The following is a 12577-nucleotide window of genomic DNA, read 5'->3' on the forward strand; positions in this document are numbered from 1 at the left end:
CGCGCGAATCGGGCGACGGATGCGCGGCGATCGCGCCGGTCGGAAAGGCGGCGCGACCCAAGGCGCCGGCGCACCTGCGCGCTTCAGCCGTGCGTGTGCCGCAGCTCGCTTTCGATCGTCTGCGGCAATCTCAGCAGGTTGAAGATCGGGCACACGGCCTCGACCGCCCGATGCAGCGCCCGGATCGTTTCCGGCGATTCGGGCGACACGATATCGAGCGTGTAGCGCAGGTTGTGCGGGAAGATCGGCACATGCTCGAAGCCCGGCTGCTGCGCGAGCGGATGCTGGTCGCCCGTCACCTCGACTTCGATCGCGTCGATCTTCAGGCCCCGCTCCGCGGCCTGGATCAGCGTGATGTGCGTCAGGCAACTGCCCAGTACGCCGAGTTGCAGCTCCGGCGACGCCGGCCCGAGGTTGTAGCCGGCGAAATCGGGCGGGCTGTCGCTGATCACCTGGAAATCGCGAATGCGGATTTCGCGCACGCCGCTGCGGCCCAGCGCGCGCACGGTCGCCTTCAGCGGCGTGGCCTTCAGATCCGGCGTGTTGCGGGCGGCATCCTTTTTCGCGAGCCACGCGTCGCGCTTCTGTTCGAGGTAGTCGTTCAGTGTCGTCATGTTCGGGCCGGTACGGTCGCCATGATCGGCCTCGCATGCGACGGCCGATCGACGGAAATCGTCATGCTATTCCCTTGCGCGACGGCCACGAAACGATCATTCCCGCAAAGCAATTCACGACGCGCGATGTCGGATTGCGACAGGCGCCGCCTTTGCCGCCCCCGAGTTATCCACAATTTCCGTGCATAACCCTGTGGAGAACATGCGCGCAACCGGGCGCAGGGCCGGCGCCGGCCGACCTCGCCGCGCCGCCGTCACCGACGGCCGCGTGCAGCCGCGAACGCCCGTGCGTCACACGACGGCCTCGTCATGCAAGCGGAACTGCGCGACCGCCGCGCTCAGCCGCACGCCCTGCGCGTCGAGCGACAGCGCCGCGGCGGCCGCCTCCTCGACCAGCGCGGCGTTGCGCTGCATCGCCTGCTCCATCTGGATGACCGCGGCGTTCACCTGCTCGATGCCCGACGACTGTTCCTCGAACGCATGGCTGGTTTCGCCCACGATCGCATTGACGCGCTCGACCGCCGACACGAGTTCGGTCATCGCCGAGCCGGCCAGCGCGACCAGGCCGCTGCCGTCCTCGACACGTCGCGCGGCATTGCCGATCAGGTCGCGGATCTCCTTCGCCGCCGCCGCGCAACGCTGCGCGAGCCCGCGAACCTCGGTCGCGACGACCGCGAAGCCGCGCCCCTGCTCGCCCGCGCGCGCGGCTTCGACGGCGGCGTTCAACGCGAGGATGTTGGTCTGGAACGCGATGCTCTCGATCACGCCGACGATGCCGGAAATCCGCGCGGAGCTGTGCGAAATCGCCGACATCGTCTCGACGACGCGCTGCATCGCCTCGCCGCCGCGCGATGCGATCCCGGCCGCGCCCTCGACGTACGTGCGCGCGTCGCGCGCGTTGTCCGCGTTCTGGCGCACGGCCGCCGTCAGTTGCTCGACGCTCGCCGCCGCCTGCTGCAGCGATACGGCCTGCTGCTCGGTGCGCGCCGACAGGTCGACGTTGCCGCTCGCGATCGTGCGCACGTCGCCGACGATCGTCTCGGTGCTCGCGCGCACCTCGTTCACGGTGTCGACCAGGCCGTCCTGCATCCGCTTCAGCGCATTCAGCAGATAGGCCATTTCGTTTTCGCCGGAGATGACGACCGTTCCGGTCAGGTCGCCTTTCGAGATCTTGTCGAACTGGCCCACCGCGAGATTGATCGGCTCGATGATCGCCTTCGCGAGCAGGCGCTGCGCGACGAATCCGATCAGGATCGCCAGCGCCGCGACCGCCGCCATCCCCCACACGATCCGGTGGAAATGAACGCCGGCCGCGTCGTAGCGCGCCTTTTGGCGTGAGACCTGGAACGATTCGAGCGCATCGATCGCGTCCTGATAGGCGGCGAACAGCGCGGGCGGCGCGGTGCGCTGCGTGTCGAGGAAGCCGAACGCGTCGTCGCCGTCGAGCTGTGCGAGCGCCTTCAGGAACACGCGGTCGAGCAACGCACGCCGGCGATTCTGCAGCGTGTCGAACAGCGCCTGCTCGTCGGCGTCGCGCGTGTGCAGGCGCGCATAGGCGTCCAGTTCGTCGTTGCCCTGCTTCAGGAGCGTGTGGAGTTGCGCGCCCTGCTCCTTGCCCGACTGGCCGGCGCTGACGATCTGCGCGACGTCGCTCATCCGTTCGCGCAGGACGAGCATCCGCTCCGAGCTGGTCTTCAGGTGCAGCAGCGATGCCGTGTCGTCGCGGTACATCGCTTCGAGCGACGCGTTGCCCAGGTACAGCGCCGCGATGCATGCGCCGACCACCAGCACGAGCAGCACGGTATAGCCCGCGATGGTCGCGACGAGTCCACCACGGATAGTGAGTTGTTTTCGCATGACGTTCCCTTGCGCCGGCCGGACACGGCCAGCGGCGGATGTGGATTCCGGATCACGAAAGACGCGCGCCGCGTCGCCCTGCGCGACGCATGGGGTGCAAACGGGTTAACGGCGAGGCGAGCGGGCAGGTTTTATCCGCATGCGACGCGGATCTTGACGATTGCGACAGCGCAACGGGCCGAGAGGCGCGCTGCCGGTGCGAGGAGGAACGCGTGGCGTCGCTCCGCGCGGGTTTTGGCGAATGGCGGACAGCGGGCGGGACGCGGTTGGTTCCGGATCGTCCGGTGCGTCGGGTCGGGCAAGATCCCGGGAGACTTCCCGGATATTGCGCTCCGGACGTCGGCGATCGGTGGAAATCGGTGGAAGGTTGACTACGGTACGGTAGTCCGGGGCCCGGCTGGCGCGATCGGGCGATGGCCGTCGGCGGGTTTCCGGGTTCGGCCGGCTTCTGCCGCTCGTCACCGCCGGAGTCGGCACGCTCGAGCGACTGCCTTGATCAGAAAGGCGATCGGCAATTACGGCCACGTCAGCAGACTGCCGCGCCGCAACCCAAGCCTCTACCGCGAGGAACGCCCCGGCTTTTTGACGACGCCGGCGAGCGCCAGAAACGCCGCTTCGCGCACGGAGATTTCGTCGGCGCGGAACACCAGCCACATCGCCGACCTGGCCTGGCTGTCGCGCAACGGACGAAAGACCACGCCCGTCGCTTCGATGCGCTGGAACGATTCGGGCACCAGCGCCACACCCAGCCCGGCCGCCACCAGACCGACCATCGTCGCGGCGGATATCGCCTCCTGAACGACATTGGGAGCGAAGCCCGCATGCCGGCACATCGACATGACCTGTTCGTACGCGCCCGTGCCGCTGTCCGCCGGATACATGACGAACGGCTCGTCGGCCAGCGCCTTGACGGACAGCGGAGTTGTGCCATCGGCGCATCGGTGCTCGGGCGGGAGCGCGGCAACAAAGGCATCTTCAAACAGGCGCACCGTCCCGAACGCCGACGGCAAATCGGGGGCAACCGTGCCGCGAACGAACGCAAAGTCGAGGCGGCGCTCAAGCATTGCCGTCAACTGGCCCTGCGTCGTCAGTTCCCGGATACTCAGCCGCACCCCCGGCCAGTCGCGACGATACGCAAATATCAGGCGCGGAATCACGTGCGTCAGCGCCGCCGCGCTGGTGAAGCCGATTCGCAACTCCCCCAGCTCGCCGCGTTCGACCCGTGCCGCGATGGTGCTGGCCTTCTCCGCTTGCGCCAGCAACGCGCGCGCTTCCGGCAGCAGTGCGAGGCCCGCCGCCGTCAACTCGACGTGACGATTGCTCCGATCGAACAGGCGCGCGCCGAGCTCTTCCTCGAGCACGCGGATCTGATGGCTGAGAGGCGGCTGCGCGATATTCAGGCGCAACGCCGCGCGGCCGAAGTGGAGGGTTTCGGCCAGAACCACGAAGTATCTGAGTCTGCGGAGATCCATGATACGGATTATGTATCAATCCAGGACGAAACGATATTGGACGCGCAATGACCGGCGGAGGAGCATGACGCCTGTTCCGTGCCTCGCACGGCGTTCCGGATTGGCGGCGACGCCCCGCCACTCCGTTCCAACCCCGGCTTCACGATTCAAGTGTCCAACATGCAATTCTCGACCACGTCGACAACCCATCCCGCCTCGGCGGCAGCACGCGAGGAAGCGCTACGCGCGCCCAGGATCGGCACGGTATTTACCGACCACATGGTGACGATCCAGTGGACCCGCGAAGACGGATGGCACGACGCCAGGGTTCGCCCTCGTGAGCCGTTCTCGCTCGATCCCGCATCTGCCGTCCTGCATTACGCGCAGGAAATCTTCGAGGGCATGAAAGCCTATGCGCAACCGGACGGGACGGTGGCCTTGTTCCGGCCCGAGGACAACGCTCGCCGTTTCAACGCCTCGGCCACCCGAATGACGATGCCGTCCATTCCGGAAGCTGTCTTCGTTGAAGCACTCGAGCAGCTGCTCCGCGTGGACGGCGCCTGGGTTCCGAAGGGTGAAGGCACGAGCCTGTACCTGCGCCCTTTCATGTTCGCCTCCGAGTCGTTCCTCGGCGTGCGGCCGGCCAACCGGTTCACGTTCTGCGTGATCGCCAGTCCGGCCGGCGCCTACTTCAAGGGCGGCGCAGAACCCATCGCGGTCTGGGTCTCGGAGCACTACACGCGCGCGGCCAAAGGCGGCACGGGCGCGGCGAAATGCGGCGGGAACTATGCAGCGGGCTTGATCGCGCAGGCGGAAGCGCACCGTCACGACTGCGACCAGGTCGTATTTCTCGATGCCGCCGAAGGGCGCTGGATCGAGGAGCTCGGCGGAATGAACGTCTTCTTCGTTGTGGACGGCGTGCTGGTCACCCCTCCGCTCGGCACGATTCTGCCGGGTATCACCCGCGACTCCCTCATCCGCATTGCGAGGAAGCGAGGGCTCGACGTCGAACAACGCCCCTACGCCTTCGATCGATGGCAGGCAGACGCCGCAACCGGCCGCCTGACCGAGGCATTCGCGTGCGGAACCGCGGCCGTGATCGCATCGATCGGCACGGTGCGGTTCGAGGACGGCGAATTCCGGATTCCGGGGCGAGCGCTCGCCGACACGCTGCGAGACGAGCTGGTGGGCATCCAGCGCGGCGTGGTCGCAGACGATTTCAACTGGACATGGCGCGTGAAATGAATACGAGCACGATGCTGGACGAGCAGGCGCGCACGACTTCGAATCCGGCTCGGGCCGAGGCCGTCGCGCAAGAGGACATGGTGTCGACCGCACGGCGACGCATGTGCATGGCCGCCCTGATGACGGCAGCCATCCTTGCGGCACTCGACACGACCATCGCAAACACGGCGCTCCCTGAAATCGCCGTGGATCTGCAAGCGAGCGACGCGACGATCATCTGGGTGACCAACGCGTACCAGATTGCGATGATCGCGACGCTATTGCCGTTTGCCGCGCTCGGCGAGTCCATGGGATACCGACGGGTATTCACAGGAGGCCTCGCACTGTTCGGTATCGCGTCGGCGATCTGCGGCGGCGCATCGACGCTCGCGCTGCTCGTCGCCGGACGCGCGATGCAAGGTGTGGGCGCGGCCGCGATCATGAGTGTCATCGCCGCATTCATTCGTCACATCCATCCGCCAACGAGGCTCGGGCGCGGCCTGAGTACGAACGCTCTGGTCGTCGCCATCGGCTTCACGCTCGGCCCGGTCGTCGCCTCGTCGATCCTCGCGTTCGCGAGCTGGCACTGGCTGTTTCGCGTCAACGTGCCTGTCGCCGCGGCGGCAATCGGGCTCGCAGCCCTTTATCTTCCGGATGTCGCCGGTGGAAGGCATCGCTTCGAATCAGTCTCTGCCGCGTTGTGCACCGCATTCCTCGGGCTTTTGATGTTCGGCGTCTGCATGCTGGAGAACGGCGGCGGAAGCCTCCCGGCGATCCTCTGCATGCTCGCGTCGCTCGCATGCGCCGCGGTGCTGATGCGCAAGCAGCGCGGCCATCCCGCGCCGATGCTCGCAGTCGATCTCATGGCGATCCGGGTCGTGAGACTGTCTTCGCTGACGTCCATTTGCGCGTTCGCCACCCAGTCGCTGGCGCTGGTTTCCCTGCCGTTCCTCCTTCAAGGCGCCTTTGGCATGCCGGTCACCAGAACCGGCTTCGTGATCGCCGCGTGGCCTCTGCTCGTGGCCGTCATGGCGATCGTCGTCGCCCCGCTCAGCGATCGCTATCCATCCGGGTTGCTCTGCAGTGTGGGGCTGGCCCTCCTGACGCTCGGGATGGCGTCGCTCGCGACGATGAGCACCGGCGTGTCCAGCTGGGGAATCGCCGCCCGTCTCGGCGTGTGCGGGATCGGGTTCGGAATGTTCCAGTCGCCGAACATGCGAGAAATCATGAGCGGTGCGGCTACCGCGCGCAGCGGCGGCGCAAGCGCCATCGTGGCCATCTCGCGGCTGATGGGGCAGACACTCGGAGCCGGGCTGGTCGCCCAATGTTTTCATTGGTGGCCTGCATCGGGATCGCGCATGGCGGTAGGCCTGGGCGGCGCCTGCGCACTGCTCGGATGCATCGTCAGCGCAATGCGCTTGAAGAAAAGCGGCAGCGTCTGACGCATCGAAGCCGAGAACTCGAGCATTCTAAAAACGCATGCTCCGCCTTCGAAAATATCGCGATTTCACGCGCCCCGTACCGCACGGGGCGCGGCTATGCTGACGGCCTTACCATATCGACAGGTTCGTACGAAGACAGGCATGTTCGATCTTTCGGAAAAGGTAGCCGTCATCACCGGCGGCGCGAGCGGCATCGGGTTTGGCATCGCGCAAGGCATGGCTGCGGCCGGCGCGCGTGTCGCACTCGTCGGACGCGATCCCGAGAAGGGCCAAACCGCCCTGGCTTCGTTGCCCCGCGGCCACGCAAGCGGCCGGTTCATCCAGGCCGACATCACACGATACGACGACTGCGTCGAGGCCATGGCACAGGCAGAGCGTCATTTCGGAGGCCTCGACATCCTCGTGAACAATGCCGGCATGAACATCCGCAAGCAGGCGCACGAGCTGACGGTCGAGGACTGGCATCGCATCGTCGATACGAACCTCAGCGGCGCGCACTACTGCGCCCAGGCCATCCACGGCGCCTTCGTTCGCGCGGGCGGCGGCAAGATCGTCAACATCGGCTCGATGCTCTCGCTGTTCGGTACGACCTACGGTTCCGCATACGCGGCCAGCAAGGGCGGCATCGTGCAGCTCGGCAAGGCGTGGGCCGTCGAATGGGCGCCCGACAACATCCAGGTAAACACGCTGCTGCCCGGCTGGATCGAAACCGATCTGATTGCCGAAGCCAGGCGGCTCTTCCCCGACCTCGAAGAACGCGTGCTGAGCCGCACGCCGCAGCGTCGCTGGGGCAAGCCGCAGGATCTCGCCGGCATCGCGGTCGCGCTGTGCTCCAGCGAGTGCGACTTCATTACCGGCGCGGTCATCCCGGTGGACGGCGGCTATTCGATACAAGGTTAGGCGCTTCCCGGTCGCGCTGTCCGCCCAATACCTGCCAGGCACGCTCCAGTTAGCCGTGAAATCGGGCCGGTGCAACGCTGCGGTGGGATACATCGCCGAAGCCAACGCATTGCCCGGTAGCAGCGGCTTCGGAAATTGCGAGGGCTCGATGGGTCACTGGATTCGCGATGGCCTGACCGTCCCGCGCAAAACGCACGGCATGCCGCACGGAGAACGGATCGCATTCGGCACACTGCAGGAAAACAATCTCCTGCAGGAAATCGGGGCGACGACCCGGCCTTACGAACCGGCGGGCTTACCGACGACGCTGGCGCAACCGGGGCTCACTTTCCCGACGATTTCCTCGATGAGCGGCCGGGTATATTTTTCGACCGGATCGATGTCACGCTCGCCCGGCCGGAAATATTCGCCTGCATCGAAAGCCAAATACACTTCCCAGAACAGCGCGGGCCAGGTATCGCGATCGACAAGTGCGTCGGCATACAGCCGCCCGACCAGCAGATTGACGACTTCGTCACAGAACGCGTACGGGAGCTGGCCGCGATGGTACCCGCGAGCCAGTTCAATCGCGATCGCGTCGAACCTGTCCGGCAGCACCTCGCCCTGGGCGCCCGTGCATTGCTTCAGACAGGCGTCGGGAAGCTCGAAGTCCGCCTCGTCGTTCGACGGATAGCCGGTACGCAGCAAATCGACGAACTTTTCGACATCGAAATCGGGAAACTGGCGGGCGTTGTCCATGGCTTGTTTCGATAACGGTTGTGGCCTCGATCCTCGACCCGTGACACTGCTCCGCCGGAATATCCCGGAGCGGCACCGTGAACCGGCGACGGGCGTTCGACATTGGTTCTGGAATCGCCGACAATCGCTTCGATCTCTCAAGACACCGCTACCTGACGACGAACCTGAGCGATATTACCCGGTATGGAATCGCGGTTTGCGGCAGAGGCCGTCATCGAGCCCGGGTCGACGCGCCCTCCGCGGAAGAACCGTGTATGAATGCCGCAATGGGCAACATCAACCGCCCTCGACGTTTCTCCTATCCGGCGCGTTCAGGTTTGACGCAATCAGCGACCGAAACTACCCATACATTGCTTCGGCGGTTCGATGAGTCGGCCGCGTTTCATTCCGGCGCCGGCCCGACCGGATGTGCTACGCCGGCGACGCAGGCCGGTGGCTTCAGAATGAGATCGAAGTCGTTGTTCGCATCCGTGCGTTCTTATAACCATTCAAAAAAGGCAAGAAACAATGATGACTTCCAGCGACGGCCTGACCAGTCCGGCACGCCTCCTGCGACTCGCATCGTGGGCGATTGCGATCGTCTTTGCAGTCTTTCTGAACATGCTCGGCAGTCTCGTGATCCGCGACATGGCGTTCGCGCCGGGCGGCGGGCCGCCCGCCATCGAGCAATTCGCGGATGCTCCGGCGAAAGCGCGGCTGGACGCAACGCGGCGTGACCTGCAGGCGCGGCACGACACGCTGGCCGAGAAAGCCGACGCAATGGAGGTGGCCCGCGGACGTGCCGCGAAGGAGTATGCGGCGGAGAAGGAAAGTTTCCGCAACTGGCTGGCCACCCGTTCGGTCACGGGAGACGGCGCGCGGGACCCGGACATCCTGGCAAGAACTCGCCAGCTCGATACGCTCCAGGCGGTAGTCACCAACTGGCAGCATCAGATCGATGCGATCGACGACCAGCAACGGGCGCTGGCGGCGCAGCAGACGCAGGTGGACACGCAGATCGCCGACGCGGACGCAGCAGCCGAACGGCGCTTCGACGACGCGACCCGGCATTACGAGTTGCAGGTGTTCGGGCTGCGGCTTGCGCTGACGTTGCCGATCCTGCTGATTGCGATCTGGCTGTTCATCCGCTATCGCAAGGTGCGCTACTGGCCTTTCGTGTACGGTTTCGGGCTGTTCGCACTGAGCGCCTTCTTCATCGAGCTGGTTCCGTATTTGCCGAATTTCGGCGGCTATGTCCGGGTACTGGTCGGGATCGCGCTCACGGTGTTCGCCGGCATTTACATGATGAAGGCCTTCCAGCGCTATGTCGAACGCAAGCGACTCGAGCTGCAGCAGGATCAGGGCGTGCGCGCACGCACGATCGGATACGAAAAGGCCGTTCGCTCACTCGAAAAAAAACGCTGCCCGTCATGCGACAAGCAATGGAATCTGGGCGGCGACGACTCCACGTTCTGCGTGCATTGCGGATTGAGGCTTTTCAACGTATGCGGATGCGGCGGCCGGAATTTCTTTTTCTTCCCGCATTGCCATCAATGCGGTACCGCGCAGGGTAACGAGCAGCCGGCGGCGTCCGAGTGACGACCTTCGTGCTTGCGATTCACACCCTATGGACTCCGGATCTTGCCTCCTGATGTCGTGACGTATCCGGCCCGGACGCGTTTCTGTCGCCGCAATGAGGTCTGACGGGATTATCGCCCCGAACGATCGAAACGCGCCCGCCGCAGTCGATTGCATCCGGCCTCGGCGGGCCATGAGCGGCCCGGTCAACACATCGGGTCGGATCTCCGACGATTCGGCTCGCAGGTCGATGCCCGGACTGGCGCGGAGCATGCCCGGTCTGCTATCGTCAAATGCCACTGCAAGCCAACCCAACCACACTCCAGCTCCTATCATGATCGACCACGTCTACCTCTCCGTCACCGACATCGACAAGTCACTGGCGTTCTACACCGAAGCCCTGCGGCCGCTCGGTTGGCGCGTATTCGGCAATTACCAAGCCGCTTCGGGGCCGGCAGGCGTCCCCGATCTCTACGGCATCGGTGATGACGTGTACGGCAAGGGCAATGCCGTCGGCTCGAGCATCTGGCTACGCCGGCGCAACCCCGGCGAAACCGGGCTGTATCTCGGGATCGTCTGCGACAGCAATGAACTGGTCGACGCGGCGTACGCAGCCGCCATCCAGGCCGGCGGCACGGATGAGGGAAAACCGGCGGATCGCACGTATTTTGCGCCCGGCTACTATGCCGCCAACGTCGCCGACTTCGACGGCAACCGCCTCGAGTTCGTCCACAAGGCGTGGAATCCGAAGCGGCATCAGTCGTGATTCTGTGCGCTCAATGACGAGGGCGTTGGTCGTACGTGTCTTGGGCAATCTCGTGGTGATCGGCGCCTGGATCGTTGACTATTGTCTGCAGCATTTACGCACGTCGTCGAGAACCTTCGATCCAGTATGCAGACTGACCGGGCTGACCAGAACTTCATAGACGGGTAAGCGCCGCCAGGCGCATGGCGCCCTCAACTCCACAGGTGCCATGTCGTGCCGGACCTGACAATATTTGATGATTGAATCGTGCAACAAAATGTAACGATCGAGTAGGATTTACGGACGGGCGGATTGCGTCAGCGGCAATCATAACGGGGAGGTTGCTGATTCGATCTTTCAATGAATTTTCCCGCCCGGTGGATTTGGATGATGGATACAGGGTGTTCATCGTCGAATGATCGCATTCGGCATGACCACTTGCCTTCTCGACATTTAAATTAAAAAATTAACCGATATGATCGAAAAAATCCGCATCACCCGATTCGCGATTTCCATCGGGATGACGTTGGCATTGTCTGCTTGCCTGGCGCCACATTCGTATGTTGATAAATCGCTTGGCGAACCGCATTATGCCGATTTGAAAAAATCAGAAACCCCTCAGCCAATCCAGCTACTCGTTGAGTTTCAAACAAAAGGTGTTGCAAATGCTCGTGTAACTGAAGCATTGCGTCCACGTGTCTTCGAGCAAGTTTCACAATCCGGGTTGTTTAGTCGAGTCTCGTATGATCCGGTCCCGTCAGGACGCAAGCTTTCGATTACGGTCAACAACATTCCGTTGACCGACAATGTAGCAGCGAAAGGCTTCGGGACGGGCCTTACCCTTGGCCTGGTAGGCACCATGGTGACCGACGGCTACGTCTGCACGACAAATTACCTCGAACCTGGACATGATCCCGTGACCACAACGGTCAAGCATGCAATTCACACGACGATCGGCAATGCCTCCGGTCCGGAAGGTTTGCAGCAGATGTCAGTTCAAGAGGCGTCGGTGACAATGTTGCGTCAGATAGTCGGGAAGAGCCTCGAGCAAATCGACCAAGCTTCTGATCTTGCACAGTGATGCTTTGCACACTACCTCGATGGAGACGTGAATTGCCCCGTGGCAAATTCGTGCTGTTCGCAGGCATATTGGCTGCGTGCGGAGGGTGCGTCACGCAACCTGCACCAAGCTATCAGCTCAGTATTGCAAACCAGATGGCATTGGAGAAGATTCCACGCACGGCACACTATCAGGTAGCACGTGGGGCAGAGCCTACGGATATTCAGACGCAGGTTCGATCATTGCGTGTCGCGGCACCAGCGGATGGGTCATGGACCTCGTATTTGAAAGAGGCGCTTCGCATTGAGCTCGCATCGGCGGGACTTTATTCAGTCGATGCCCCGGCCGTCTTGACCGTGTCCTTGTCCGATGTCCACGTGCTGGACGGACATGCCGATCTCGCAGGGCGATTTATCGTGTCGGATGGGCGGGAGGTTATTTACGACAAGGTGCTGCGCGCACAAACGAAGTGGCAGGTACAGTTCATTGGCGTGCTGGCTGCGCAAGACGGGATGATGCAGACGACTGCGATTTTTCAGAGTCTTCTGCATCAGTTATTCGAAGACCCCGAATTCATCGCGGTGAGCCGGAGAATTGCGGTGGTCGCCCCTTGAATCAAGGATCGATCTCGATTCTTGGCGTCTTTGATCGAAGCTGTGGGTACCCCCCGTTTTTCACGGGTAACGCGTCGTTGCTGCCAAGGAAGGTGATCAACGGAACGATCGAGGCCGCCTTGCCACTTGCATCACCGTGTTTAGCCGGACTTGAGAGGCTGAGCGACGGAAATGGATATATGGTTTCCGCCCAGGTCAGCATCGACGGTCTCTTCGCAGCGCCGACGTTTGCGTATTTCACGCAAGCGGCCGAAGCAGCACCGCTGATTTACCGTTTCGGCGGGATTGCGACTGTCTGAATCACTCTGTCCCAAACCCCTATCTTGGGTTCAACCAGTCATTCGCGTCCTTCACCGAACATCATGGCATGTGTCA

General features: G+C 63.4%; 11 protein-coding genes. 7 read left to right on the plus strand and 4 right to left on the minus strand.

The annotated features are described in order from the left end of the window. Window positions 1–83: 83 nt before the first annotated feature. The 3 genes from GQ57_RS29515 to GQ57_RS29525 form a co-directional block, all read right to left on the minus strand. Window positions 84–614 carry an OsmC family protein gene (locus tag GQ57_RS29515; RefSeq protein WP_031398008.1) on the minus strand — a complete coding sequence of 177 codons (531 nt, stop codon included), beginning with the start codon at window positions 612–614 and terminating at the stop codon, window positions 84–86. A gap of 291 nt (window positions 615–905) precedes the next feature. Further along, window positions 906–2471, minus strand: coding sequence for a methyl-accepting chemotaxis protein (locus tag GQ57_RS29520; protein ID WP_034199732.1), 1566 nt, complete (start codon window positions 2469–2471; stop codon window positions 906–908). A 557-nt stretch (window positions 2472–3028) separates the two neighbouring features. Further along, window positions 3029–3943: a LysR substrate-binding domain-containing protein gene (locus GQ57_RS29525; protein ID WP_034199733.1), complete on the minus strand. Its 915-nt coding sequence runs from the start codon at window positions 3941–3943 to the stop codon at window positions 3029–3031. Window positions 3944–4102: 159 nt separating this feature from the next. On the opposite strand from GQ57_RS29525, the gene GQ57_RS29530 reads away from it, so the two are divergent. From GQ57_RS29530 to GQ57_RS29540, 3 genes are all read left to right on the plus strand, one after another. Then, window positions 4103–5167 (plus strand): branched-chain amino acid aminotransferase, encoded by a 1065-nt coding sequence (locus tag GQ57_RS29530; RefSeq protein WP_034199734.1) that lies wholly within the window; start codon window positions 4103–4105, stop codon window positions 5165–5167. Continuing rightward, a complete protein-coding gene (locus tag GQ57_RS29535) occupies window positions 5164–6588 on the plus strand; it encodes an MFS transporter (protein ID WP_081896794.1) in 1425 nt (474 codons plus the stop codon). The genes GQ57_RS29530 and GQ57_RS29535 overlap by 4 nt, the downstream gene beginning before the upstream one ends. Before the next feature lie 141 nt (window positions 6589–6729). Continuing rightward, the gene (locus GQ57_RS29540) at window positions 6730–7488 is read left to right on the plus strand and encodes an SDR family NAD(P)-dependent oxidoreductase (RefSeq protein WP_031398012.1); all 759 of its coding nucleotides are present in this window, start codon (window positions 6730–6732) and stop codon (window positions 7486–7488) included. Window positions 7489–7767: 279 nt separating this feature from the next. Here the strand turns inward: GQ57_RS29540 and GQ57_RS29545 are convergent, their stop codons facing one another. Continuing rightward, window positions 7768–8226: a hypothetical protein gene (locus GQ57_RS29545; protein WP_031398013.1), complete on the minus strand. Its 459-nt coding sequence runs from the start codon at window positions 8224–8226 to the stop codon at window positions 7768–7770. Window positions 8227–8736: 510 nt separating this feature from the next. Here GQ57_RS29545 and GQ57_RS29550 point away from each other — a divergent pair. The 4 genes from GQ57_RS29550 to GQ57_RS42230 all read left to right on the plus strand — a co-directional run bounded on the left by GQ57_RS29550 (window position 8737) and on the right by GQ57_RS42230 (window position 12202). Further along, window positions 8737–9804, plus strand: coding sequence for a zinc ribbon domain-containing protein (locus GQ57_RS29550; protein ID WP_031398014.1), 1068 nt, complete (start codon window positions 8737–8739; stop codon window positions 9802–9804). 313 nt (window positions 9805–10117) lie between these two features. Continuing rightward, complete coding sequence (locus tag GQ57_RS29555; protein ID WP_034199735.1) at window positions 10118–10549, plus strand: VOC family protein; 432 nt, start codon at window positions 10118–10120, stop codon at window positions 10547–10549. A gap of 454 nt (window positions 10550–11003) precedes the next feature. After that, a complete protein-coding gene (locus tag GQ57_RS42225) occupies window positions 11004–11609 on the plus strand; it encodes a hypothetical protein (protein WP_063934606.1) in 606 nt (201 codons plus the stop codon). A 134-nt stretch (window positions 11610–11743) separates the two neighbouring features. Beyond that, window positions 11744–12202 carry a hypothetical protein gene (locus GQ57_RS42230; protein ID WP_160257564.1) on the plus strand — a complete coding sequence of 153 codons (459 nt, stop codon included), beginning with the start codon at window positions 11744–11746 and terminating at the stop codon, window positions 12200–12202. Window positions 12203–12577: the final 375 nt, after the last annotated feature.

This window comes from Burkholderia sp. MSh2 (assembly GCF_000731655.1).
GTDB lineage: Bacteria > Pseudomonadota > Gammaproteobacteria > Burkholderiales > Burkholderiaceae > Burkholderia > Burkholderia paludis.